Here is a 24,288-nt window from a genome sequence, read left to right on the forward strand (position 1 = left end):
CTCTGTTCGTTGGCCATCAGTCGCATCACCGCCAACGCCACCAGCGTCAGTGCGACGTCGACCAGACTGTAGATGCCGTCGAACAGGATGGCCTGTGAGCGCGCCAGCATGCCGCCGGAGAAGCCGATCGCAGCGACAACGATGGTTGCCGCGATCGACAGTTGCAACACGCGTTGTTCTTGGCGGGTGCTGGTCATTGGTTGTATGGCAGGGCCTGGGCTGTTTGCTCAAGCCCCTCTCCCGCAAGCGGGAGAGGGGTTGGGGTGAGGGCGCTTCTTGGTGAATGAAGCAGGTATTGAGAAGAGCGGAGCCAAAACCGACAGATCCCCTCATCCGCTCGTTCGGGGCACCTCGCTCCGCAGGCGGGAGCAGCGAAGGCCTGAGTTGCCTTTGCTTCGCGGTCAGAGCTTCAACACCTCCACCTTGTAAGTCGGCTTGTCACCGCTGTTGTCGATGATCAGGCCATGCACATCCGATTCGAAACCGGGGAAGCGTGCGTTCTGCTCGCGGGCGATGCGCAGCGACTGGATGATGGGCTCATCCTGTGCGCCGAAGCGTTCGCCCGGCATGATCGTCGGAATGCCCGGCGGGTAGGGCACCAGCATCGTGCCGGCGACACGGCCGCTGATCTGGTCGATGTCCACGCGCTCGATCTCACCGCGCACCAGATGGTTGTAAGCCTCGGCCGGGGTCATCACCGGTTCGGGCAGGTCCACGTACATCTCGCGCATCACCTCGGCGACGCGGAACTCGCGATTGAAACCATGCAGTGCGTCGCACAGGTCACGCAGGCCCCACTGTGCGTATGCCGCCGGATGGTCCTGGACCAGGCTGGGTAGCGCCTGGCTCAGTGGTGCGTTGGCGTCATACAGATCCTTGAACGCCATCAGCTCGGTGACCAGGGTGCTCCACTTGCCCTTGGTGATGCCCATCGAGAATAGGAACAGCACAGAGTACAGATTGGTCTTCTCCACGGTGATGCCGCGTGACCACAGGAACTTGCTCAGCACGGCGGCGGGGATGCCGAGCTTGCCCATGTCGCCGTCCATCGACAGGCCGGGCGTAAGCAGCGTCACCTTGATCGGATCGATCAGCACGTACTCATCGGCAAGGTTGTCGAAACCATGCCAGCGTGCATCCGGGCGCAGGTACCAGTCCGGGCGCGAGGTGACCAATGGCTTGGCGTCGGTGCCGCCATTGACGAGCGTGCGTTCCACGCCATCAGGCTGCCATACCTTGAACCACCATTCGTCGCGGCCCAGGTCTTCGCTGACATGCAGCATCGCGCGACGGAAGGCGACGGCTTCGTCATGCATTTCCTGCACCAGCGATCTTCCAGCGTCGCCTTCCATCATCTTCGAGGCCACATCGCACGCGGCGATGATGCCGTAGTGCGGGCTGGTCGAGGTATGCATCATGAACGATTCGTTGAACCGCTCCGCATCCAGCTCGCGCGTGGAGGCATTGCGCACGTGGATCATCGAGGCTTGCGAGAACGCGGCCAGCAACTTGTGTGTGGAGTGGGTGGTGAAAATGATCGCGTCCTGCTCGCGCGGTTTGCCCTTGGCCATACCGTAATGATTCTCGTAGAACGGGTGGAACGCGGCGTAGGCGTACCAGGCTTCGTCAAAATGCAGGAAGTCCACCGCCGTGCCGAGGTTGTCGGCAATCTTCTCGGCGTTGTAGCAGAGGCCGTCATAGGTGGAATTGGTGACCACCGCGATGCGCGGTTTGACGCCCGGCTTGGCCGCCTTGCTGGCCAACGGGTTGGCCTGGATCATCTTCTGCATCGCCTGTTCGGAGAACTGCTCCAGGCTGATCGGGCCGATGATGCCGTGCGCGTTGCGGCTGGGAGTGAAGTACACCGGAATGCCGCCGGTCATGATCAGTGAATGCAGCAGCGACTTGTGACAGTTGCGGTCGACGAAGACGATGTCGCCCCGCGCCACGGTGCCATGCCACACGATCTTGTTGGCGGTGGAGGTGCCATTGGTGACGAAGAACGTGTGGTCCGCACCAAAGTTGCGGGCGGCTTCGGCTTCGGCATCACGGATGGGGCCGGTGTGATCGAGCAGAGAACCCAGTTCGGGCACCGAGATCGACAGATCGCTGCGCAGCGTGTTTTCGCCGTAGAACTGGTGCAGCGCACGGCCTACCGGCGATTTGGTGAACGCCACGCCACCGGCATGGCCTGGTGTATGCCAGGAGTAGTTCGACTCGGCCGCATGGTGGATCAGTGCCTTGAAGAATGGCGGTAGCAGATTGGCCATGTAGTCTTCGGCCGCGCGCATCACCTGGCGTGCGATGAAGCTCTTGGTGTCCTCGAACAGGAAGATGTAGCCGTGCACGTATCTGAGCAGTTTGGCCGGCACTTTTTCGATGGTGCGGCGGTCGCCGTACAGGAATACGGGCAGATTCGCACGACGCTGGCTCTGCTCGCGCAGGAAGGCGAGCAGCTGCTGGAACTGGCCGTCGCCCTCTTCAGTCCCGTCGATGGAGATCAGTACCGCCGAGGCGGCGACATAGGTACGTGCTCCGGCGCGGGCATCGTCCAGGGTCAGGCCCGACAGCACGCGCTGGTCATTCTTGCGAAGCTCTTCGGCCAGGGCGCGGATCAGGATGCCGTTGATGCGCGGCGAGTCGTAGTCGGCATCAATGATGACTAGTGGGTAATCCAGGGATTTGAAGTACATGGGCTTTTCCTTCTCTACCGAGCGGGGGAGTCAGTTCGTGGTGGCACGCGCGGTGCCCGAGGGATTGAATTTGGCAAGGCGCTGCTTGCGGCGCTCGTCGCTGAAGAACGGATAGAAGACCGTGATGAACAGGACGAACAGGAAGGCGTACTGGACGATGCTGCCGGACGAGCCAAAGATCGCCCACAGGCAGTAGACGACGGTGATGCTGGTCAGTGCCCAGAACGCACCGGTATGCGCCAGCGTGTGCGAGCGCTCCACGACGAAATAGCAGGCCACGCAGGAGTAGATGTAGGGCAGCAGGGTCAGCACCACGGCGGCCGAGGTGATGATGTCGAACTGTGCCGATGCGGTGGCCGAGGTCGAGGTGACCAACACCGCCAGGGTCATCAGCACCGCGACGATAAGTACCCCCTTGACCGGCACTTCGTCCTTGTTGATCTTGCTGAAAATGCTGGGGAACAGGCCGTCATCCGAGGCGGCCTTGGCGCTCTGCGCGGTCAACAGGATCCAGCCGCCCAGCGAGCCGGCCGCGCCGATGAAGGCACACAGGCTGACCAGTGCGCCGCCCCAGCCGCCGACCGCGTTGGCGGCTGCCAGTGCGAACGGGGCATCGGAGACCTGCAGGTCCGCGTTGGGCACCATGCCCATGATCACCGACGAACTGGCGATGTAGGCGATGGCTGCCAGAAACACGCCGGCCAGCGTGGCACGGGCCACGTTCTTCTCCGGGTTCTCCACCACGCCGGCGGTGACCGATGCCGATTCCACGCCGATGAATGCCCACAGCGTCAAAGCGGCTGCGCTGGACACTGCGCCGAAGTTCGATTCGCCCGACACGTTGTACGCACCCTTGAAGATGGCTGGGTCAAAGAAGAACCAGCCGAAGATGGCGATGCCCAGGATCGGGATCAGCGCGAAGCTGGTGGTCACCGTCTGCACCTTGCTGACGAATGCCGGGCCGATCACGTTGGCGAAACTCAATGCCCATACCAGTGCCAGCACCGCGATGCAGCGCGGCAGCGGATCGGACAGGATCGGGAAGAAGTAACTGAAATAGCCCACCGCTGCGATTGGAATGGCGACGTTGCCGATCCAGTTGGCGAACCAGTAGATGGTGTTGGTCTGGAAGCCCATGTAAGGGCCGAACCAGTCACGCGCGTATGCATATGGACCACCGGCCTGAGGCGAGAGCTTGCCGAGCTTGGCAAATACGAATGCCAGCAACAGCGCGCCAGCGGTAGTGATCAGCCAGCCCCAGATGGATGCGGTACCGATCTTGGCCAGGCTGGAAGGCAGCAGAAACACGCCCGAGCCCATCATGTTGCCGGCCACCAGGAAGGTGGCTCCGACTACACCGATTTTCTTTTGACCTGCCATGGAAGTCTCCTGTCACCGGCAACGCCGGTGCATCGTCGAGGGGAAAGACGTTGCCTGTGCCTCTGCCGTTGCAGGTTGTGGTGCAACGCAGGGGCATTGGGTTACTTGATGAAGCTGTACTGGAGGCTGCCCTGCAGCCGCAACGCATCTGCGCTGCGGCCATCCTGGAGTTCCTGTTGGCCGTAGAGCACTTCCATGCCCATCGTCCATGAGGGCGCGGGGCTCCAGATAAGGTTCAATGCGCCGTAGCGGCTGCGCCGGAACGCATCGCTGGCCAATGCATTGGCATCGTCGACATGCAGCTCGCCGTAGATCAGGTTGGAGCGCCACATCTCCGACCAGTAGTGGGTGTAGCCGAAGAACCCGCCGTACAGCGGCAGTGCTTTGAGTTTTCCGTTGGCGTCGATGGCGGCATCCAGCCCCGAACCGGTCAGGTCGGCGGTGTAACGGCCGATGCCCTTGCCGCCGACCAGCCCGAACAGCAACAAGTCGCGTTCGGCCACGGTGTACGAACCACTCAACTGCGCGCCGCCGCCGAAGGTGCGGTCACTGCGGCCGTCGCCGTCGTATCCCAGGCTGCGTGCCACCGCGCCCAGCTGGAGGTGGCCCCAGCTGCGCTCCATGCGTGCGATCAGGCTGACATCGGGCAGGCGCTCGGTGCTGATGTCCGAGTCGCCGATGTTGGCCAACTGTGAATCCGGGTCCTCGGCAGCGATGGTCAGGCTGTTGCCTTTGCCCAGTGCGAAGCTGTGGTGGATGCCCGCCACCAACAGGTAACCGGCAGCGCCGGGACCGGCGAAATCCAGTGTATCCGGCAGCGAGTCGGCATCCATGAAGGTGGAGTAGCCGTAGCCCGCGTAAGTGTTTCCCAACTGACCATAGGCGTGACGAAGGCGATACTGATAGCTGTCGCTGCTGCCGAAGAAGTCATTCTCCATGTAGAAGCGCAGGTTGCCGTGGGTCGTGGGGCGGCGCGCCTCAAAACTGAAGCGTGTCTGCTTGGCGTGCATGCCGAAGTGCGAGACATCGTGATGGGGGCCGCCGACCGGAATCGATGACGGTATGAACTGTTCGGTATCACCAGCGGCACGGTTGTCGGCGATCGCATCGAGCTTGGCGTAGCCACCCAGACGGATCATGGTTTCGGTGCCGGGGATGGCGAAGAAGCCCTTCAGTTCCGGGTCGGTGGGCGAGGGTGCGTTGTCGGGTCGTGATGCGGCGATGGAAGGATCAGCCACCGAGTCGCGATAAGGGAGAACGGACGGCGAAGACGCCGCAGAGCGAGTGGGCGGGAGTGAGTGTGTCGACGCTGTGTCCTGAGCGAGCGCCGGGTGCTGCGGTGTGGATGCCGGCGTCTGTGCGGCTGCGGGCGGGGTGCTGCCCTGTCCACGCTCCAGCGCGTTCAATCGCTCGGTGAGTGCCTGCAGGTGGCTCTGCACCTGGGTGATCTCCTGACGGAGAGAGGCCACCGAATCCTGTGCACTGGCCCATCCGGGGACCGCTGCCAAGGACAACGCAACAGCAATGTTTCGTGGTTTCATCGCCCGTTCCAACGAGAAAAAGTCCCACGCGCAACCGGCACGAAACCGGTCACGGTGTCTGCATTCGCCTGTCAGTAGTGCGTATCGCCCACCGTTTCCTGAGGTGGACGATGCGACCGGGTTACGTTGTCCGAAAAGTGATGACGGATGTGTGAATCAATCGCTATGCACTGCGAAACAGGCGTGCGGGATCGCGATTTTCATGAGGCCTTGATACAAACGGCGTGATCGGCGTTCGCAACTGTGAGCGTGAGTGATATGTGACGATTGCGGGCCCGGTGCGTGGTCGGGCCACTGTCGCAAATTGCAACACAGGGAACGGGGGCTCAGTCGTCCGCCGCGACCACACCGTCAGCCAACGCTACCCGCGAGCCGTCGAGCAAGCCGCGACTGACCTTTCCGTCCTCGATGAACAGCAACTCGCCGTTCTCGCCGTTCTTGATGCTGCTGTCGATGGCGATGACGCGGCCGCCATGGAAGCTGCTGACATGTTGCATCGAGGTATGGCCCACGACGATGCGCTGCAGGCCCAACTGGTCCAGTACCGACTGCACGCCGGCCGTATCCAACCGGCCGTCGAAATAGCCGCGGTACCAGATCGGGCTGGTCTTGCCGTCATACAGCGGCGCGGTGGCGGGATCCGCCTTCACCTCGGCTTTGGGGGTTCCCAGTGAAGCCTGGTACGCGGCATTGGTGGACGCTGGATCGAGCGCCAGCTGCAACGCTTCCGGTGAAATACCGCCATGCAGGAACAGGGTGTCACCGATGCGCAGCAGCACCGGGCGGGTGCGCAGCCATTGGCCGATCACCGAATCGGCGCCATACAGCTGCGGGTAACTGCGGCCAAGCAGCTGTGCGCTGCGCAGGTATTTGGGATTGACGTAGCGCAGGTCGTCATACAGCACCATCGTCTCGTGATTGCCGAGGACGAAATGCACCGCACCGCCGGCCTCTGCCGCCTGGCGCTGCAGGCTGTACAGCAACCAGAATGCTTCGGTGACCTGCGGGCCACGGTCGAAGACATCGCCCGCGATCACCAGTGTGTCTCCGCCCCGCATCCACCGGTCCTGCGTGTCGATCACCTTGTTGGCACGCAGCAGCTTTCGCAACAGCTCGTACTGCCCGTGGATGTCGGACACCGCAACGATGCGCGGCACTGCCGGCAAGGTGGACGTGGTCACAGCGGCTGGCGGCTGCAATGCCAGTGCATGCGGATAGCCGCATTCGGCGGGGAGCGTGGTGGGTGTTTCCAACAGCTTGTACGCATAGACCTTGTCATCGCAGATCCAGCGTGCCAGCAGTGTGTCGCCGTTGCGGAACACGTAAGGGCCGTCGCTATCGACGTATTCGGCCGGCGCAGGGACTTCCTTGGCCGACGCCACCAATGACAGCACGGACAGGATGCAGATCGAAACGGTACGCAGCAGCGGAAGGCCATGCATCGGAATTGGGTACTCGGTGTAGGTGAGCGAAGCGCGGTCATGGAGCATGCAGCGGACGCCGCCATTGTCCAAGTGCATTGGACCAAGTCATCTGATGTGGCAATGGGAGAGGGAACTCAGCGCAGGTCGCTATCGAGTTTCTGCACGCGGCTGTTGGATGCTTCGAGCGGTTCGCCGTGGCTGCCATGTGGCTGCATGTAAGGCACTGGTCGCCCGGTGGCGCGTTCAAGCAGCGTTGAATGCGCTTCGTCAGCAGCGAAGCAGTGCCGTTCACCCCATTGCCGCAATGCCACCAGCAGTGGGAACAGCTCCTGTCCTGCCTCGCTCAGTACGTATTCCTGGTAGGCCGAGCCATCCGAGGCTGGTTGCTGGAGAAGGATGCCGGCCTCGACCAGGCGTTTGAGTCGATTGCTGAGGATGTTGCGCGCGGCGCCGACGCTGCGCTGGAAGTCGCTGAAGCGACGGACACCGTCGAATGCGTCGCGGATCAGCAACAGTGACCAATGATCACCAAGCAATGCAGCGCTGCGCGCGACGGGGCAGGGGGAGGAGGTCGGCATGGGAAGGTATCCGGGGATTCTGGTTGCATTTTAAGACCGGCTCAGTCATTCTTCATCTAGTTTCGTTTTGAAACCACTTAAGATGCCTTTGCCCCTTCCGTTTTCCCTTTCACTGCGATTGCTGCTGGCCGTAACCGCAGGAGCCGCCGTTGCCAACGTGTATTACGCGCAACCATTGCTGGACCGGCTGGTGGTTGTGTTTGGCATGGGCAGAGCGAGCGCCGGAACGGTGACGTCGGCCACCCAGTTGGGCAGTGTGCTGGCGCTGCTGGTGCTGCTGCCATTGCTGGATGGCCGCGATCGGCGGCACCTGCTGCGACTGCAGTTGCTGGCGCTGGTGATCTCGTTGCTGCTGCTGGCTCTGGCTCAGGGCGTGATGTGGCTGCTGATGGGAATGCTGCTGGCAGGCCTGTTCGGCACCGCGCTTACCCAGGGGCTCATCGCATATACCGCGTCGCTGGCGCCGGCCGCGCAGCGGGGGCAGTGGGTAGGCATGGTGCAGGGCGGGGTATTCATCGGCCTGTTGCTGGCGCGCGTGTTCTCCGGCGTGATCGCACAGGCTTTCGATTGGCAGGCCGTTTACCTCGCCTCGGCGCTGTTGATGGCGGTACTGGCGGGCCTGTTGTGGCGGCGCCTGCCGCCCACCCTGTCAGCGCCGGCGGCTGCATACCCCCGGCTGCTTGCTTCGATGGCCGGCTTGTTGCGATCTGATCGGCAGTTGATCGAGCGCGGTGTGCTGGCGTTGCTGCTGTTTGCTGCACTCAACATGTTCTGGGCAGCGTCACCACTGTTGCTATCCGCGCAACCATTGGCTTGGTCCACTGCTGCAATTGGCAGTTTGGGCTTTGCCGGTGTCGTCGGTGCGCTGCTCGCATCCCGTGTGGGCTACTGGGCTGATCAGGGCTATGTGCAACGGGTAAGCCTGTGCGCATTGATGCTGATGCTGTTTGCCTGGTGGCCGCTGTCCGCGTTGCCGTTCGCAGTGCTGATGCCGCTGTTCGGCATCGTGCTGCTTGATCTGGGCGGGCAGGCATTGCATGTCGGCAATCAGAGTGTGTTGCTGCGACGAAGCCCGGAACTGCATGGCCGTTTGATTGCCTTGTACATGCTGTTCTATGCGGTTGGCAGCGGTCTTGGCGCAGCCATTGGCGTCTGGGTGCAGGCACGCTCCGGCTGGCTTGGACTGTGCCAGCTGGGAGCCGGCACCAGTCTGCTGGCATTGCTGTGGTGGGCGGGTTGGCGCCTGCACGAAGCGCGTTCGCAGCCCACATCGAGCGAATGTCGCAGGTAGCTCAGCGTCGCTGCAGCGGGGACAGACCCGGTGCCGGCGGTAGTGAGTCAGTGCCCAGAATCACGCGGTTGCGGCCCTGCTTCTTGGCCTGGTACATGGCCGCGTCGGCACGCGCCATCACCCGCTCATAGTCGGGATGGCCGTCGTACAGCGCCACGCCGATGCTGGCGGTGATGGACAGGCGTTGCTCGTCGGAGAGTGGTACCGGTGCGTCATGGATGCGTCGGCACAGGCCTTCGGCGATCACCAATGCCTGTTGCTCTTCCACCGCCACCAGCACCACCACGAACTCCTCGCCGCCGTAGCGGAACACGTAATCGCTGCCACGGGTGAACTGGTTGAGGATGCTGGCCACATGCTGCAAGGCGCGGTCGCCAGCTTCGTGGCCGTGTTCGTCGTTGATGGCCTTGAAATGGTCCAGGTCCAGCAGCAGCACCGCGAAGCTGCCGTTGGACTTGTGCGCCAGATCGATCTCACGACGCAGCACCGTTGGCAGGAAGCGGCGGTTGAGCAGGTTGGTGAGCGCATCGCAGCCGGCGTCCAGTTCGCCGATGCGTTCAAACAACATGCCCAGCAGATTACGGATCTGGCTGACCTTCGTGCGCACTTCCTGCAGCTGCAGGGCGCGGCTGCTGGGCTCGCTGTCCCGGTTTAGCGTGTGCTGCAACAGCTGATCGACGCCGCTGACCAAGGCGTTGATCTGCTGGGTCTCGGAACTTTCGCCAAAGCTGGGGATGCCCTTGTGGGTGAACCACAGGCCGAACTCGGATTGCGCCAGCGGCTGGAAACCGGCTACCTCGCCTTGGCTGGCCAAGGCGTAAAGCAGGGTGTTTTCCCAGTCCAGCAGCAGGGCGCGCTGGCGCTCACGCTCGGTGCTGACGTTCTGCACCAGCGAGAACAGGCGGTAAGCCGCATCGGTGCGTGAGGAACGATCGCGTGCGTTGGAGTAGGCCAGTGTCATGCCTTCCAGTGCGATATCGAACGAGGCGGTCAGGCTGGCAATGGCTGCATGCGCGGCTTTGCCGTGCCCGGCGCTTTCGGCGATCAAGGTGAACATGCGTTGCTTCAGCACGCGGGTACCCCGGGTGACCAGATCAACCGGTATGCCCACACGTGCATGGACGTCGCCGACCACGCGCTGGGCGGCGATCAAGCTTTCCACGTTGTCAGGGTTTGCGCGCAGCAGATCGCCCACCCAGCGCTGCATGGCGGGTTGCAGGCGCCCGCGTACCTGATCGTGAGACAGCGAGCGCGATGCGCGCGTGTCGTTCATCATCACTTTGTAGAAGTGCGCGGCCAGCTCGGCGGCATGCTGATCGCCCAGATCAGCCAGCACCTGGCTGGCCTGCGGGCCCGCTGCGGCAAGGCTGTTCTTCCAGTCGATGACGAGCGCAGAGCTTTCTGCATCTGCGTTGTGGGAGGTTACGTTGTTCATGCGTAGGATTGGCCGGCTGCCATGGGGCAGAGGGTGATTATCGGCAAGTATCGTCGTTGTTTGAGGAGAAACTGTGCGGAACATTGTGTTGTCTGTCCCCCTGATTGCTTGTGGGATCGCTGATGCGGGGTGTTGCCGATGATCAGCGCCGGTCCGTTTCCGTTGATGGCATTGGTGGCATTGCTCGCGTTGGGGCTGGGCTGGGGCTTCGCACGCGCGCTGACTCCCGCCGCAGACGGATTGCGCAGCCGTGTTGGCGCGGTGGTGCTGGATGCCTTTCTGCTGGGCCTGTTGGGCGCGCGTCTGGCACATGTGGCCCTGCATTGGCGTGACTATCTGGCGCAGCCGTTGTCGATCATCCGGCTGGGTGATGGCGGTTACTCGATTTGGGCGGGCCTGCTGGTGGCCGTCGGCTATGCGCTGTGGAAAACCCGCAAGCAAGCGCCGCGCAAGCCGGTACTGCTGGGTCTTGCTGCCGGTGCAGCGCTGTGGGCCGTGGGTGGCATGGCATTGTTCGCGGTGCAGCGTTCGGCGATTCCGCTCCCCGACGCGGTACTGGTGGACATGCAGGGCCAGCCGGCGCCGCTGGCCGCCTTTACCGGCAAGCCGGTGGTGATCAACCTGTGGGCCACCTGGTGCGGGCCCTGCCGTCGCGAAATGCCCGTGCTGGCGGCGGCTCAGCAAGCACATCCGCAAGTGCAGTTCGTGTTTGCCAATCAAGGCGAAACCGGCGAAGAAGTCGCCGCCTATCTGGCATCCGAGCGGATGCTGCTGGATAACGTGTTGTTGGACGACGCCTCCAAAGTGATGCAACAAACCGGCGCCAGAGCACTGCCCACTACGTTGTTTTTTGGCGCCGATGGTCGCCTGCGCAACGTGCACATGGGTGAACTTTCACGCGCGACGCTGGAAACGCGTTTGCGCGAACTGCAGTGAATCCGTTTTTTCTGAAGAGGTAAGCAATGATTCGATCGCATTCCATGCTGCTCCTGTTGGCCACCGTCGTGTTGGCTCCGACCGCCTGTGCCCGAGATGGCGAGCAGGCCAAGCCGGCACCCGCTGCAACAACAGCGTCGGCGACCGCCAAGCCCGCCGACGCCAACGAACCAGCGGTGGTGAAAACCCTGCGCACGCAGGGCGTGGAATTCATGGGCACCTTCGAAACGCCAATCGGCCTGACCGGCTATGCCGGCGTGGCCGGGCAGCGTCCGCTGGCGGTGTATGTATCCAAGGACGGCCAGTACGCCGTGGTCGGCACGTTGGTCAATGCCAAGGGCGAAGACGCCAGTGCGGACAAGCTCAAGGAACTGGTCTCCGGCCCGATGGGCGCCCAGGCGTGGACCAAGGTCGAAGCCAGCCATTGGGTGGCCGACGGCAAGGCGGATGCACCGCGCATCATCTACGCCTTCAGCGATCCCAACTGCCCGTACTGCAACCACTTCTGGGAAGCGGCACGGCCATGGGTGGAGTCGGGCAAGGTGCAGATCCGCGAGATCCTGGTCGGGGTGATCCGCGAAGACAGCGCCAACAAGGCCGCCGCGATCCTGGGTGCGGCCTCGCCGGAAGCGGCGTTGCTGGAGAACGAGCGCAACTTCGCCAAGGGCGGCATCAAGCCGCTGGCAACGGTGCCGGCGGATGTCCAGGCCAAGCTGCGCAGCAACGAAATGCTGATGCTGGAGCTTGGCTTCCAGGGCACCCCGGGCATCCTGTTCAAGGACGCCGACGGCACCGTGCAGATGCGCTCGGGCATGCCGCAGGGCAACGACCTGCAGACCGTGCTGGGGCCGCGCTGAACCCACTCCGGGCGTGTGCGGCGATGTAATAGTCTCCGCCGCACACGCCTGACTAAGCTGGCCCCGTTTTCCGGAGCCAGCCCATGAGCCACGACCACAATCATCTGCCCAGCGAAATCCGTCACGAGAAGCCCCTATGGTGGGCACTGGGGCTGACCACTTCCTACCTGGTGGTGGAAGTGGTCGGTGCGTTCTGGACCAACAGCCTGGCGCTGTTGTCCGATGCCGCACACATGGCCACCGACGCACTGGGCCTGATGATCGCGCTGACCGCCGTGCGCCTGAGCCGGCGTCCGCCCGATGCGCGTCGCACCTACGGCTACGCACGACTGGAAGCGCTGGGCGCCGTAGCGAACGGCCTGTTGTTGTTCGGCGTCGGCATTTACATCCTGTGGGAGGCGGCGGAGCGTTTCCGCGAACCGCAGGCCATCGCTTCCACCGGCATGATGTGGGTGGCCGCATTCGGCCTGGTGGTCAACCTGATCGCGATGCGCCTGCTCAGTGCCGGCAGCGGCGAGAGCCTGAACGTCAAGGGCGCGTACCTGGAAGTGTGGAGCGACATGCTCGGCTCGGTGGCGGTGATTCTGGGCGGTTTGATCATCTACCTCACCGGCTGGACGCTGGTTGATCCCATCCTCGCGGTGCTGATCGGCTTGTGGGTGTTGCCGCGCACGTGGGTGCTGCTGCGCGAGGCCATCAACGTGCTGTTGGAAGGCGTGCCCAAGGGAGTGGTGCTGGCCGATATCGAGCAGGCATTGCGCGGTCATGCCGGCGTGGCCGGCATCCATGATCTGCATGTATGGGCACTGGCCTCGAGCACACCGGCGCTGACCGTGCATGTGGTGATGAACGACGGGCACGCGCCGGATGCATTGCGCCGGGAACTGGCCGACCTGCTGCACGAGCGCTTCGACATCGACCATGTGACGCTGCAGGTGGAAACGGATCACTGCGGTGATGACTGCGCGGAAGTGAAGTCGCACGATGGTCACGGTCACGATCACGATCACGATCACGAAGGGCATTCGCACGATTCGGATCGGCAGGGGCATCACGGGCATGTGCATCGTTGAGTAGCGCCAAGCGCTCCCTTCAACTCAAAAAAGCACACACGAATCAATCAAAGAAAAACGGAGCCTAAAGGCTCCGTTTCTCATTCAATCAATCACTAAAGCCCGCTTAAGCCACCGGCTCACGCAGAACTGCCATATCCCATCCCTGGCGCGGCGCAAAACGATCACCATGGCGCGCCTGCAAGGTCTTCAGCTTCTCCACCAGTGAATCAGCACCCGTAGCGCGGATGTGCTGGATCGGACCGCCACGGAACGGCGCAAAGCCGGTGCCGAAGATCACGCCGGCATCCAGCAGGTCGGCATCGGTCACCACGCCATCGTGCAGGCAGGCCACGGCTTCGTTGAGCAGCGGCAGAATCAGGCGATCCTCAAGATCCGACGGTGCCTGGTAGTCCTTGGCGACTTCCGGCTTCACCGCGCGGCCGTTCTCCCACTTGTAGATGCCCTGACCGTCCTTCTTGCCGCGCTTGCCCGGTTCCACGCTGGCCAGCGCCGCCGGGATCTGCAGGCCCAGGAACGGTGCCAGCTCCTTGCCCACGCCAGCGGCGACATCCAGCCCCACGGTATCGAGCAGCTCGATCGGGCCCATCGGCATGCCGAACTTCACCGCGGCCTTGTCGATCACCGGGCCGGGGATGCCCTCGGCATACGCGGTGGCCGCTTCCAGCATGTACGGGAACAGCACGCGGTTGACCAGGAAGCCCGGCGTACCGGCCACCGGCACCGGGAACTTGCCCAGCGCCTTGCAGAACGCCGCCAGGCGCTTCTCGGTCTCTGGCGCCATGCCGTCGTGGTGGATGATTTCCACCAGCGGCATCTGTGCGACCGGGTTGAAGTAATGCAGGCCGGCAAACTGCGCCGGGCGCTGGATGTGGTCACGCAGCTCCACCAGCGGAATCGACGAAGTATTGGTGGTCAGCAGCGCGTCGGCCTTCATCCTCGGCTCCAGCGTCTGGTACAGCTCGCGTTTGGCTTCCGGGTTCTCGATGATGGCTTCGATCACCAGGTCGGCCTGGGCCACGCCGTCACCGGCCAGGTCGGCTTTCAGCCGTGCAGCCACTTCGGGTCGCTTGGCCGGATCCTTCACCTTCTTGTCGAACAGCGCTTGGGCGCGGGTCATGGCCGGGTCGATGAAACGCTGCTCGCGGTCCTGCAGCGTCACGGTGAAGCCCTTGTAGGCCGCCCATGCGGCAATGTCGCCGCCCATCACGCCGGCACCGACCACATGCACATGCTGGATGCCGGAGTCCTTGCCGCCCAGGCCCTTGAGCCGCTCGGTCAGGAAGAAGATGCGGATCAGGTTGCGCGCGGTCGGGCTGCTGGCCAGCTTGACCACGGCACGACGCTCGGCGTCCAGGCGCTTCTGGATGGGGCTGCCGCCGGTGCGTTCCCAGGTGCTGATCAGTGCGTACGGTGCCGGGTACTGGTCCTTCTTGGCCTTGCGCGCGACCTGCTTGGCCATCTGCGGTGCCAGGATCTTGCGTGCCGGCCAGGTGTTGGTCGCCCAGGCGGTGGCGCGCTGCTTGAACGGCCGGGTGACGCCCGACTGCAGCAGCGACACCGCCGCATCCACCAGCACCGCCGGCGCGGCGACCTTGTCGACCAGGCCGATGCTGCGCGCGGCCGAGGCCGACAGGGTGCGGCCGGTCAGCATCATGTCCATCGCCGCCGGGGCGCCGACCAGCTGCGGCAGGCGCGAACTGCCACCCCAGCCGGGGAAGATGCCCAACTGGGTTTCCGGCAGGCCGATGCGGGTGGAGGCATCGTTGGAAGCCACGCGGTAGCGGCAGGCCAGCGCCAGCTCGGTGCCGCCGCCCAGGCAATGGCCGTGGATCGCGGCCACGGTCGGGCAGGGCAGTTCAGCCAGCTTCTGGTAAACATTCTGGCCGCGGCGGATGGCGTCATTGACGGTGCCGCGGCGGTCGAACTCCTGGAATTCCTTCAGGTCCGCGCCCGCAATGAAGCCGGCTGGCTTGGTCGAGCGCACCACCACGCCCTTGGGCGGGTCGATGGCCAGCCGCTCGACGATGTCGCCCAGTTCCAGCAGCACGTCCTGCGACATCGCATTGACGGGGCTGTCCTTGCGGTCGAGGCTGAGCACGGCAATGCCGTCCTCGCGCAGTTCGGAGTGCCAATGATTGAAGCGGAGCCCGTCGAAGCCTGAGAGCATGGGACGTTCCATCCGGTTGTGTATGGAGAAGATCGCTATGATCCAGAGGTTGTTTCCCCGGCGTCAAATCCCAATGCTTTGGAGTGTGATGCGTTCGCGCCGGCAACTGCTTCCCGACAGCCTAGCCGAACGGGAGTTAAAAGCCGGTGCGTCCCCCTCCGGCGAGGGGACTGAACTTTTTCCGCGAGCAGCGGTCTCATTGCCCGACGTCGGTTGGGCTGACAGGAGTGCGGCCCGTTATGGCCGAGGTTGAAACACCACAGGAGCTGGACCTGGAACTGGTCCGGCGAGTGCAGCACGGCGAGAGCGCAGCGTTCGATGTCCTGGTCCGCAAGTACCAGCATCGTGTCGTTGCCCTGGTCGGGCGCTACATCGCCGACTGGAGTGAATGTCAGGACGTGGCCCAGGACACTTTCATCCGCGCTTACCGCGCGATTGGAAACTTCCGTGGCGACGCCCAGTTCTATACCTGGTTGCATCGGATCGCAGTGAACACCGCAAAGAACTATCTGGCTGCACACAACCGGCGCCCGCCGACCGACGATGTCGACATCGGTGACGCCGAGCAGTTCGACAGCGGCATCCGGCTGCGCGACACCGACACGCCCGAGCGTGAGTTGATGCGCCAGGAGCTGGAACAAACCGTGATGAAGGCGGTCGAAGCGTTACCTGAAGAGTTGCGTTCGGCCATCACGTTGCGAGAGGTGGAAGGCATGAGTTACGAGGAAATCGCACAGAAGATGGGTTGTCCGATCGGCACGGTGCGTTCGCGGATATTCCGTGCACGCGAGGCCATCGACGTTCAACTGCGGCCCTTGCTGGATACCGCCAGTGCAACCCGTGAAAGGAGCCGCACATGAAAAGCACAGGTCGTACCCCGGAGAACATGAACAGCACTGCCGACAAGTTTGAACTCCACTACCGGCAGCAGCTGTCGGCATTGGTGGATGGTGAGCTGGCTGCCGACGAGGCACGCTTCATGCTGCGTCGTCTGGAGCACGATGCGGACCTGGCGGCCTGTCAGGAGCGCTGGCAGATGCTGGGCGATACGCTGCGCGGGCAGGCCTGTGCGCCGGCGCCATTGGATTTCAGTGCAAGGGTGCGCGCGGCCATCGCCGCCGACGTGCAGCAAAATGGCCCTGCGCAGGTGACGTTGCAGCGCCCGCCGCGTCGCGGTTGGATGCGTTGGAGTGGTGGCGCGGCGTTGGCCGCTTCGGTTGCCGCCGTGGCGTTGTTCATGGCCCGTGAGCAGTTGCCGGGTGAGGCGTTGCCCGATCCGGTGATCGCCACCACCGCCCAGGTTTCCAGCGCGCCCGTGCAGGCCGCGACCGATTCGGGCCAGGTGGTCGGCGATGCAGCTGCGCTGGTCGCCGCTGCGCCGGCTGTCGCGGTTGCCGTGGCCCGTCGTCAGGATGCCGCGCAGCGCCGTGGCAGCGCTACCCGCACCCAGCAGGCCGCGCGCGCTTCTTCTGTCGCCCGGGCCACCGAGCCGCAACGCGCGCTGGCCGTCGCGCCGGTCCTGCCTGCCGCACAAAATCTGCAGCGTGATCCGTTCGCTGCCGCCGGTGTCCTGCAGGCGCGGCCGTGGCCGCGTTCGACGCTGTCGCCAGCGCTTTCGCAGGGGGGCGCTTTGAATGCCAACTTCCCGGTGCGGGAGCAGGGTGGAGCGACGTTCTACCCGTTCGAGCCGCGCCTGCCAGCCCATGAGGCCGAAAACGCCGAGCTGCCCCGGCTGGCGCCGCGTCACTGAGTTTGCGGTGCCGGTCGGCGTCTGCTCACCGGCACCTCCCGCTGATCCTGCCAACATGCCATTGCCTGGCGTGGCCGCGCAGAACTTCCTTTCCGTATCCCGATGAACCGGAGGCTTGTTGCCGATGAATCACCGTATCCACTCCAAGATTTTTGGCCTGCTGGCGATGACCTTGCCATTGGCGGCGTGCGCCCAGACCACGGCGCCCAACCCCAGTGCACCGGCCGAGCAGGCTGCCGCCGCGCGACCGGCGGCGCCTGCGCCCCAGCTGGTCAGTGGCCTGCCTGATTTCACCCAGCTCGTCGACCAGGTCGGTCCGGGCGTGGTGAACGTGGAAACCATCATCGGTGCGCGCCGCGATCCACGCATGGCCAGTAATCCGGACATGGACCAGATGCCGGAGTTCTTCCGCCGCTTCTTCGGGCCGGATTTCCCCGGGCCGGGACAGCAGGGCCCCGGCCCGCGTGGCCAGGACAATGGTCCGCGCGGTCGTGGCATGGGCTCGGGCTTCATCATTTCCAACGACGGCTATGTGCTGACCAATCACCATGTCGTCGATGGCGCCGAGTCGGTCAAGGTCAAGCTCAGCGACCGTCGTGAGTTCACCGCCAAGGTGGTCGGCAGCGATGCGCAGTACGACGTGGCGTTGCTGAAGATCGACGGCAAGAACTTGCCGACCGTGCGCGTGGGTGACTCCAACACGCTCAAGCCGGGCCAGTGGGTATTGGCGATCGGTTCTCCGTTTGGCTTGGACCACTCGGTCACTGCCGGCATCGTCAGCGCCACCGGTCGCAGCAACCCGTATGCCGATCAGCGCTATGTGCCCTTCATCCAGACCGACGTGGCGATCAACCAGGGCAATTCCGGTGGCCCGCTGTTGAACACCCGCGGTGAAGTGGTCGGCATCAACTCGCAGATCTTCTCCGCTTCGGGCGGCTACATGGGCATCAGCTTTGCCATTCCGATCGATCTGGCGATGAATGCCGTGGATCAGATCAAGAAGACCGGCAAGGTCAGCCGTGGCCAGCTGGGGGTGATGGTTGGCGCGATCACCGCGGATGCCGCGGAAGGGCTGAAGCTGCCTGATGGGCGCGGTGCGCTGGTCAATCAGATGGTTCCGGACAGTTCGGCTGCCAAGGCCGGTATCGAGGTGGGTGACGTGATCCGCTCGGTCAATGGCACCGAGATCAACTCTTCCAGCGAGCTGCCGCCGCTGATCGGCGCCATGCCGCCGGGCAGCAAGGTGCGTCTGGGCATCGTGCGTGACGGCCGGGCGCGGGACATCACCGTGACCCTGAGCGAGCTGGCCGAGGACGCGCAGCGTGGCGGCAACACCGCCGAGGGCGCCGACGCGGGCAAGTCGCAGACCGGTGCCAATGCCCTGCTGGGCCTGGAGCTGGCCGACCTGACCGCCGCGGAGCGCCGTCAGTTGGGGCTCGGGGCGGGCGAGGGCGTGCGCATTACCGGTGTGAACAGCCAGGCGGCCCGCGAGGCGCGGCTGGCCCCGGGCGTGGTGGTGATGCAGGTGGGGCGTACCCCGGTCGGCAGCGTTGCCGCGCTGAATCGCGAACTGGCCGGCGTCAAGAAGGGCGATGTGGTGATGTTGCTGGTCCGCAGCGGCGCCAACAGCGCCTTCGTGGCCCTGCGCGCAGGCGATTGATCCGCTGAAAGCCTGCTGTAGCAACGGGAGCCGCCTTCGGGCGGCTCCTTTCGTTCAGCTCCGCACAACGCCTGTGCGGGGCTGTGTCCGGGCATGCGATAATGCCCCGTTATCCTGTCGACGCCGCGCCGCCGCCGCTACCTATGCCCCACGATTCAATGCGGATGATCCGCAACTTCTCCATCATCGCCCACGTCGACCACGGCAAGTCCACGCTTGCCGACCGCATCATCCAGTTATGCGGCGGTTTGAGCGCGCGCGAAATGGAAGCGCAGGTGCTCGACAACAATCCCATCGAACGCGAACGTGGCATCACGATCAAGTCGCAGTCGGTGTCGGTGCCGTATACGGCCCGCAACGGTCAGACCTATTTCCTGAACTTCATTGACACCCCCGGGCACGTCGACTTCTCCTATGAAGTCAGTCGTTCGCTGGCCGCCTGCGAAGGTGCGCTGCTGGTGGTCGATGCTGCACAGGGCGTGGAAGCGCAGTCGGTCGCCAACTGCTACACGGCCATCGAACAGGGACTGGAAGTGGTCCCGGTGCTGAACAAGATCGATCTGCCGACCGCCGATATCGACCGCGCCAAGGCCGAGATCGAAGCGGTGATCGGTATCGATGCCTCCGACGCGGTGGCAGTCAGCGCCAAGACCGGCCTGAACATGGAAGAGGTGCTGGAAGCCATCGTGCACCGCATCCCGGCCCCGGTCGACCGTGGCAGCAACAAGCTGCAGGCGCTGATCATCGACTCGTGGTTCGACAATTATCTCGGCGTGGTCTCGCTGGTGCGGGTGATGCAGGGTGAGATCAAGCCCGGCGACAAGATCCAGGTCATGTCCACCGGCCGCTGGCATCTGGTCGACAAGGTCGGCGTGTTCACCCCCAAGCGCAAGGAAATGCCGGCGCTGCGTGCCGGTGAAGTGGGTTGGATCAATGCCAGCATCAAGGACGTCCACGGCGCACCGGTCGGCGATACGCTGACCCTGCTGGCCGACCCGGCGTCCGAGCCGCTGCCTGGCTTCCAGGAAATGCAGCCGCGCGTGTTCGCCGGCCTGTTCCCGGTGGATGCCGAGGACTACCCGGACCTGCGCGAAGCGCTGGACAAGCTGCGCCTGAACGATGCCGCGCTGCGTTTCGAGCCGGAAAGCTCCGAAGCGATGGGCTTCGGCTTCCGCTGCGGCTTCCTCGGCATGCTGCACATGGAAATCGTGCAGGAGCGCCTGGAGCGTGAGTACAACCTCGATCTGATCAGCACCGCGCCGACGGTGATCTACGAGGTGCTCAAGAGCGACGGCAGCATCGTGATGATGGACAACCCGGCCAAGCTGCCGCCGATCAATACGATCGAAGAAATCCGCGAGCCGATCATCCGCGCCAACATCCTCACCCCCGAGGAGTACATCGGCAGCATCATCAAGCTGTGCGAAGAGAAGCGTGGCAGCCAGATCGGCATCAACTACATGGGCAGCCAGGTGCAGATCAGCTATGAGCTGCCGATGGCCGAAGTGGTGTTGGACTTCTTCGACAAGCTCAAGTCGGTCAGCCGTGGCTATGCCTCGCTGGAATACCACTTCGTGCGTTTCGAGGCGGGCCCGTTTGCACGTCTGGATGTACTGATCAACGGCGACAAGGTCGATGCACTGTCGCTGATCGTCCACCGCAGCCACGCCGACCGGCGCGGTCGCGAGTTGTGCGAAAAGATGAAGGATCTGATTCCGCGGCAGATGTTCGACGTGGCCATCCAGGCCGCCGTCGGTGCGCAGATCATCGCCCGGACCACGGTCAAGGCGATGCGCAAGAACGTGTTGGCCAAGTGCTATGGTGGCGACATTTCGCGCAAGAAAAAGCTGTTGGAAAAGCAGAAGGAAGGCAAGAAGCGGATGAAGCAGGTGGGCCGCGTGGAAATCCCGCAGGAGGCCTTCCTCGCCGTGCTGCAGATGGACAAGTAACGGTGGATCGGGAACCGGGATCGGGGATCGGGATGAGCTCGCTTGGGCTCCCATCTCCCCTCCCGCGCTCCCTTTTCCCATGCCAAAGGAACACGAATGAAATGGTTTGAAATCGCCCTGGTTGTACTGACGCTTGGCTCGGGTCTGGTGCTGTTGTTGGACAAGCTGTTCCTGGCCAAGCGCCGGGCCGCCAAGGCCAGCCTGCTGGACAGCGAAGAGCCGGTGGTCGTGGATTACTCCCGCGCCTTCTTCCCGGTGCTGGCGGTGGTGCTGATATTGCGCAGTTTCATCGCCGAGCCGTACAAGATTCCGTCCAGCTCGATGATGCCCAACCTGCTGATCGGCGATTTCATCCTGGTCAACAAGTTCTCTTATGGCTTCCGCCTGCCGGTCACCAATACCAAGGTGATTCCCGTGTCCGAGCCGGAACGTGGCGACGTGGTGGTGTTCCAGTTCCCTGGCCATCCGGGCCAACCGGAAGACCCGCAGATCGGTGAGAACTTCATCAAGCGCGTGATCGGCCTGCCGGGTGACCACATCAGCTTCCATGGCGATGCGGTGTCCATCAATGGCCAGCCGGTGTCCTATGAAGTGAAGGGCGAGTACCTGTTCGACGGCAAGCAGACCGGGCAGACCTTGCTGACCGAGAACCTGCCGGGCCGTACCCACACCGTGCTGGAGCAGCTGGGTGTGGCCGACCCGCGCGGACAGGGTGAGTGGGAGGTGCCGCAGGGCCATTACCTGGTCATGGGCGACAACCGCGACAACAGCGACGATGGCCGTTTCTGGGGTGTGCTGCCCGAGCAGAACCTGCGTGGCAAGGCATTCCTGATCTGGCTCAACTGCAGCGGCTGGTTCTGCAAGAACAGCTTTGAGCCGTCCCGCATCGGTAACCGTATTCAATAATCGGCATGCAGCAGCCTGCCCAGCGCCCGCGTGTCAGCGGATGGAAGCGGTTGTTGCTGCTCCTGTTGGTGCTTTGTGCCGGACTGGCGATGCTGGCGGTGTTGGGGCTGGGGGTTGTCTGGAAGCTCTACCGGATGCCAGCCAGCTCCATGGCGCCCACGCTGGATGCCGGGGCGCTGGTCATGGTGGACCGGCTGGCCTACGTCCGCGCGCCGGTGGCCCGTGGTGACGTGGTGGTCTTCACGCCGCCGCATGCCTCCGGGCAAGTCTGGGCCAAGCGGGTGATCGGCCTGCCGGGTGACCGGATCGCCTTTCATGGTGACGTGTTGTCCATCAACGGCCTGCCGGTGCAGTACGACGACCTTGGCCCCGTGGTTCCAGGCTCGGACATCCGCCGGTTGACCGAACGGCTGCCGGGGCGTACCCATACGGTGCTGGAAACGCGGGACGCTGCTGGCCCCGGAGGACAGGGGGAGTGGACGGTGCCGCTGGGCCGGTACTTCGTGATGGGTGACAATCGCGACAACAGCGATGACAGCCGCTTCTGGTCGCCGGAAACCTTCCTGCCCCATGAAAACGTCCTGGGCAGGGCGGTGCGGGCCTGGAATCCCTGTGCAGCGCCGCGCTGCGATGATGGTTCCGAGCCGACCCTGCTGGGGGAGCATATTCAATGATCAACAACGTGTATCTGGGGAGATCGCAATGAAGTACAAGCAACATGGCATGACCTTGACCTCGTTCCTGGCGGTGCTGGCAGTGGTCGGGTTTGCGCTTTACATCGGCATGAAGCTGTTCCCGATGTATCAGGAGTTCTATGCGGTCAAGACCTCGATGAAGGCCCTGGCCAACGAGTCCGGCAGTGCTGACATGGCACCGGCCAAGGCGCAGGAGCTTTTCTTCAAGCGCATGGACATGAATTACTCCGAAAGCGTCAAGCGTGACGACATCAAGTTCGAGCGCATCGACGGCGGTTGGCGCATGAATGTCAGTTACGAAGTACGTCGCCCGCTGGTCGGCAATCTCGATATCGTCGGCCGTTTTGAAAACTCACAGGATCTGACTTCGCGCAGTGTTGAATAAGACGTTCCAACGGGGTGACCTGATCGGTCACCCATTCAAGGACCAGGATCTGCTCAAGCAGGCCCTGACCCATCGCAGTGCCGGCGCTCCGCACAACGAGCGCTTGGAATTTCTGGGTGACAGCATCGTCAACATGCTCATCGCCGAGGCGCTGTTCAGCCGTTGGCCCAAGGCTGACGAGGGCGCGTTGACCCGTGCCCGCGCCATGCTGGTCTGTGAAGGTGCGCTGGCGGTCATCGCGCGTACCCTGCAGCTGGGCGAGCGCTTGACGCTGGGGCCGGGTGAAATGAAATCCGGCGGTCATCGCCGTGACTCGATCCTGGCCGACACCGTGGAAGCGGTGGTTGCGGCCATCTACCTGGACGTCGGCTTTGACGCCTGCCGCGCGCGGGTGTTGCCTTGGTTCGAGGAATCACTGGCCGCCGTGCCGGTGGGCAAGCCCGAAAAAGACCCCAAGACACGCCTGCAGGAGTGGTTGCAGGCCAGGCAGAAGGGGCTGCCGGTGTACGAGCTGGTATCGGAAACCGGCGACGACCACGCCAAGCACTTCCAGGTGCGTTGCCGCGTGGCAGACCCTGCCGTGGCTACCGAGGGCGAAGGTACTTCGCGCCGGTTGGCTGAACAACAAGCGGCTGCGGCCGCAATTGCGCAATTGGAATCCAAGTGAACGACACCTCCCCCCATCGTTGTGGCAGCGTCGCTGTCATTGGCCGCCCGAATGTCGGCAAATCGACGCTGACCAATGCGTTGGTTGGCGCCAAGGTCAGCATCGTCTCCAACCGTCCGCAGACCACGCGTCACCGTCTGCTGGGCATCGCCACGTATCCGGAAGGCCAGCTGGTGCTGGTTGATACACCCGGCCTGCACCGCCAGCAGAAGCGGGCGATGAACCGGGTGATGAACCGTGCCGCGCGCGGCTCGCTGGAAGGTGTCGACGCTGGTTTGCTGGTGATCGAAGCCGGTCGCTGGGACGAAGAAGACACGCTGGCGTTCAATGTGCTGCGCGATGCCAATATTCCGGTGGTGCTGGTGGTCAACAAGGTTGACCGGCTCAAGGACAAAGGCGCATTGCTGCCGTTCCTGCAGGAAATCACCGTCGGCCGTGAGTTCGCCGCCGTGCACCCGATTTCCGCGCTCAAGCGCAATGGTCTGGAATCGCTGGTCCGTGACCTGATCGGCCTGGTGCCGGAGGCGCCGCCGATGTTCGGCGAAGACGAAATCACCGACCGCAGCCAGCGCTTCCTCGCCGGTGAACTGGTGCGTGAGCAGTTGATGCGCCAGCTCGGCGAAGAACTGCCCTATGCCACCACCGTGGAAATCGAACGCTTCGCCGAGGACGGCAACCTGCTGCGCATCGGCGCGGTGATCTGGGTCGAGCGCGAAGGCCAGAAGGCCATCGTCATCGGCAAGGGCGGCGTTCGTTTGAAGGACATCGGTGCCAAGGCCCGCATGCAGATGGAGCGGCTGTTCGGTGCCAAGGTCTTCCTGGAAACCTGGGTGCGTGTGCGCGAAGGTTGGTCCGACGACGAAGCAGCGCTGAAGGCGTTCGGTTACGGCGAGTAAGC

General features: G+C 63.6%; 21 protein-coding genes. 13 read left to right on the plus strand and 8 right to left on the minus strand.

The window, feature by feature from the left end; genetic code table 11:
• The 6 genes from ABB26_RS19565 to ABB26_RS17815 all read right to left on the minus strand — a co-directional run.
• Nucleotides 1–197, minus strand: a 197-nt coding sequence (locus tag ABB26_RS19565; protein ID WP_161809073.1) for a cation efflux transmembrane domain-containing protein, incomplete at its 3' end; no start/stop codon positions are given.
• A gap of 204 nt (nt 198–401) precedes the next feature.
• Entirely contained in the window at nt 402–2,693 is a 2,292-nt protein-coding gene (locus tag ABB26_RS17795) for an Orn/Lys/Arg family decarboxylase (protein ID WP_057636053.1), read from the minus strand.
• 30 nt (nt 2,694–2,723) lie between these two features.
• Complete coding sequence (gene adiC / locus ABB26_RS17800) at nt 2,724–4,073, minus strand: arginine/agmatine antiporter (RefSeq protein ID WP_057636054.1); 1,350 nt, start codon at nt 4,071–4,073, stop codon at nt 2,724–2,726.
• 101 nt (nt 4,074–4,174) lie between these two features.
• Nucleotides 4,175–5,614, minus strand: coding sequence for a DcaP family trimeric outer membrane transporter (locus ABB26_RS17805; RefSeq protein WP_057636055.1), 1,440 nt, complete (start codon nt 5,612–5,614; stop codon nt 4,175–4,177).
• 326 nt (nt 5,615–5,940) lie between these two features.
• On the minus strand, nt 5,941–7,104 hold the full coding sequence (locus ABB26_RS17810; protein ID WP_245626267.1) for a metallophosphoesterase: 1,164 nt from the start codon (nt 7,102–7,104) through the stop codon (nt 5,941–5,943).
• Between the two features lie 68 nt (nt 7,105–7,172).
• Nucleotides 7,173–7,616, minus strand: a complete 444-nt coding sequence (locus tag ABB26_RS17815) for a winged helix-turn-helix transcriptional regulator (RefSeq protein WP_057636056.1) — start codon at nt 7,614–7,616, stop codon at nt 7,173–7,175.
• 82 nt (nt 7,617–7,698) lie between these two features.
• Here ABB26_RS17815 and ABB26_RS17820 point away from each other — a divergent pair, with 82 nt between their 5' ends.
• On the plus strand, nt 7,699–8,907 hold the full coding sequence (locus ABB26_RS17820; RefSeq protein WP_057636057.1) for an MFS transporter: 1,209 nt from the start codon (nt 7,699–7,701) through the stop codon (nt 8,905–8,907).
• Nucleotide 8,908: 1 nt separating this feature from the next.
• On the opposite strand, the gene ABB26_RS17825 is transcribed toward ABB26_RS17820, so the two are convergent.
• On the minus strand, nt 8,909–10,342 hold the full coding sequence (locus ABB26_RS17825; protein ID WP_057636058.1) for a GGDEF domain-containing protein: 1,434 nt from the start codon (nt 10,340–10,342) through the stop codon (nt 8,909–8,911).
• A 138-nt stretch (nt 10,343–10,480) separates the two neighbouring features.
• Here ABB26_RS17825 and ABB26_RS17830 point away from each other — a divergent pair, with 138 nt between their 5' ends.
• From ABB26_RS17830 to ABB26_RS17840, 3 genes are all read left to right on the plus strand, one after another.
• Nucleotides 10,481–11,278: a TlpA family protein disulfide reductase gene (locus tag ABB26_RS17830; RefSeq protein WP_057636059.1), complete on the plus strand. Its 798-nt coding sequence runs from the start codon at nt 10,481–10,483 to the stop codon at nt 11,276–11,278.
• Between the two features lie 44 nt (nt 11,279–11,322).
• A complete protein-coding gene (gene dsbG / locus ABB26_RS17835; protein ID WP_245626268.1) occupies nt 11,323–12,135 on the plus strand; it encodes a thiol:disulfide interchange protein DsbG in 813 nt (270 codons plus the stop codon).
• A gap of 83 nt (nt 12,136–12,218) precedes the next feature.
• Nucleotides 12,219–13,208 (plus strand): cation diffusion facilitator family transporter, encoded by a 990-nt coding sequence (locus ABB26_RS17840; protein ID WP_057636061.1) that lies wholly within the window; start codon nt 12,219–12,221, stop codon nt 13,206–13,208.
• Between the two features lie 106 nt (nt 13,209–13,314).
• Here ABB26_RS17840 and ABB26_RS17845 read toward each other — a convergent pair whose 3' ends face one another.
• The gene (locus ABB26_RS17845) at nt 13,315–15,378 is read right to left on the minus strand and encodes a 3-hydroxyacyl-CoA dehydrogenase NAD-binding domain-containing protein (protein ID WP_057636098.1); all 2,064 of its coding nucleotides are present in this window, start codon (nt 15,376–15,378) and stop codon (nt 13,315–13,317) included.
• Between the two features lie 239 nt (nt 15,379–15,617).
• On the opposite strand from ABB26_RS17845, the gene rpoE reads away from it, so the two are divergent.
• The 9 genes from rpoE (at nt 15,618) to era (ending at nt 24,286) form a co-directional block, all read left to right on the plus strand.
• On the plus strand, nt 15,618–16,238 hold the full coding sequence (gene rpoE, locus ABB26_RS17850) for an RNA polymerase sigma factor RpoE (RefSeq protein WP_057636062.1): 621 nt from the start codon (nt 15,618–15,620) through the stop codon (nt 16,236–16,238).
• Nucleotides 16,235–17,128 (plus strand): sigma-E factor negative regulatory protein, encoded by an 894-nt coding sequence (locus tag ABB26_RS17855; RefSeq protein WP_057636063.1) that lies wholly within the window; start codon nt 16,235–16,237, stop codon nt 17,126–17,128. Before rpoE ends, ABB26_RS17855 begins: the two co-directional genes overlap by 4 nt.
• Before the next feature lie 124 nt (nt 17,129–17,252).
• Nucleotides 17,253–18,788 (plus strand): DegQ family serine endoprotease, encoded by a 1,536-nt coding sequence (locus ABB26_RS17860; RefSeq protein WP_057636064.1) that lies wholly within the window; start codon nt 17,253–17,255, stop codon nt 18,786–18,788.
• Nucleotides 18,789–18,946: 158 nt separating this feature from the next.
• Nucleotides 18,947–20,737 carry a translation elongation factor 4 gene (lepA, locus tag ABB26_RS17865; protein WP_057636065.1) on the plus strand — a complete coding sequence of 597 codons (1,791 nt, stop codon included), beginning with the start codon at nt 18,947–18,949 and terminating at the stop codon, nt 20,735–20,737.
• A gap of 96 nt (nt 20,738–20,833) precedes the next feature.
• On the plus strand, nt 20,834–21,643 hold the full coding sequence (lepB, locus tag ABB26_RS17870) for a signal peptidase I (RefSeq protein WP_057636066.1): 810 nt from the start codon (nt 20,834–20,836) through the stop codon (nt 21,641–21,643).
• 53 nt (nt 21,644–21,696) lie between these two features.
• Nucleotides 21,697–22,317 (plus strand): signal peptidase I, encoded by a 621-nt coding sequence (gene lepB, locus ABB26_RS17875; RefSeq protein WP_161809074.1) that lies wholly within the window; start codon nt 21,697–21,699, stop codon nt 22,315–22,317.
• A gap of 28 nt (nt 22,318–22,345) precedes the next feature.
• On the plus strand, nt 22,346–22,723 hold the full coding sequence (locus tag ABB26_RS17880) for a DUF4845 domain-containing protein (protein WP_057636068.1): 378 nt from the start codon (nt 22,346–22,348) through the stop codon (nt 22,721–22,723).
• Nucleotides 22,713–23,390: a ribonuclease III gene (gene rnc, locus ABB26_RS17885; RefSeq protein WP_057636069.1), complete on the plus strand. Its 678-nt coding sequence runs from the start codon at nt 22,713–22,715 to the stop codon at nt 23,388–23,390. Before ABB26_RS17880 ends, rnc begins: the two co-directional genes overlap by 11 nt.
• Entirely contained in the window at nt 23,387–24,286 is a 900-nt protein-coding gene (era, locus tag ABB26_RS17890; protein WP_057636070.1) for a GTPase Era, read from the plus strand. The genes rnc and era overlap by 4 nt, the downstream gene beginning before the upstream one ends.
• Nucleotides 24,287–24,288: the final 2 nt, after the last annotated feature.

It is taken from the genome of Stenotrophomonas humi (assembly GCF_001431415.1).
Lineage (GTDB): Bacteria > Pseudomonadota > Gammaproteobacteria > Xanthomonadales > Xanthomonadaceae > Stenotrophomonas > Stenotrophomonas humi.

Excerpts from the sequence above, each read along its gene's own strand:
- ABB26_RS17825 (WP_057636058.1), bottom strand. The coding sequence starts at position 10,342 with ATGAACAACGTAACCTCCCACAACGCAGATGCAGAAAGCTCTGCGCTC.
- ABB26_RS17795 (WP_057636053.1), bottom strand. The coding sequence starts at position 2,693 with ATGTACTTCAAATCCCTGGATTACCCACTAGTCATCATTGATGCCGAC.
- ABB26_RS17855 (WP_057636063.1), top strand. The coding sequence starts at position 16,235 with ATGAAAAGCACAGGTCGTACCCCGGAGAACATGAACAGCACTGCCGAC.
- ABB26_RS17880 (WP_057636068.1), top strand. The coding sequence starts at position 22,346 with ATGAAGTACAAGCAACATGGCATGACCTTGACCTCGTTCCTGGCGGTG.
- dsbG (WP_245626268.1), top strand. The coding sequence starts at position 11,323 with ATGCTGCTCCTGTTGGCCACCGTCGTGTTGGCTCCGACCGCCTGTGCC.
- ABB26_RS17805 (WP_057636055.1), bottom strand. The coding sequence starts at position 5,614 with ATGAAACCACGAAACATTGCTGTTGCGTTGTCCTTGGCAGCGGTCCCC.
- adiC (WP_057636054.1), bottom strand. The coding sequence starts at position 4,073 with ATGGCAGGTCAAAAGAAAATCGGTGTAGTCGGAGCCACCTTCCTGGTG.
- ABB26_RS17810 (WP_245626267.1), bottom strand. The coding sequence starts at position 7,104 with ATGCTCCATGACCGCGCTTCGCTCACCTACACCGAGTACCCAATTCCG.
- ABB26_RS17845 (WP_057636098.1), bottom strand. The coding sequence starts at position 15,378 with ATGCTCTCAGGCTTCGACGGGCTCCGCTTCAATCATTGGCACTCCGAA.
- lepA (WP_057636065.1), top strand. The coding sequence starts at position 18,947 with ATGCGGATGATCCGCAACTTCTCCATCATCGCCCACGTCGACCACGGC.
- ABB26_RS17820 (WP_057636057.1), top strand. The coding sequence starts at position 7,699 with ATGCCTTTGCCCCTTCCGTTTTCCCTTTCACTGCGATTGCTGCTGGCC.
- ABB26_RS17840 (WP_057636061.1), top strand. The coding sequence starts at position 12,219 with ATGAGCCACGACCACAATCATCTGCCCAGCGAAATCCGTCACGAGAAG.
- ABB26_RS17830 (WP_057636059.1), top strand. The coding sequence starts at position 10,481 with ATGATCAGCGCCGGTCCGTTTCCGTTGATGGCATTGGTGGCATTGCTC.
- rpoE (WP_057636062.1), top strand. The coding sequence starts at position 15,618 with ATGGCCGAGGTTGAAACACCACAGGAGCTGGACCTGGAACTGGTCCGG.
- lepB (WP_057636066.1), top strand. The coding sequence starts at position 20,834 with ATGAAATGGTTTGAAATCGCCCTGGTTGTACTGACGCTTGGCTCGGGT.
- ABB26_RS17815 (WP_057636056.1), bottom strand. The coding sequence starts at position 7,616 with ATGCCGACCTCCTCCCCCTGCCCCGTCGCGCGCAGCGCTGCATTGCTT.
- ABB26_RS17860 (WP_057636064.1), top strand. The coding sequence starts at position 17,253 with ATGAATCACCGTATCCACTCCAAGATTTTTGGCCTGCTGGCGATGACC.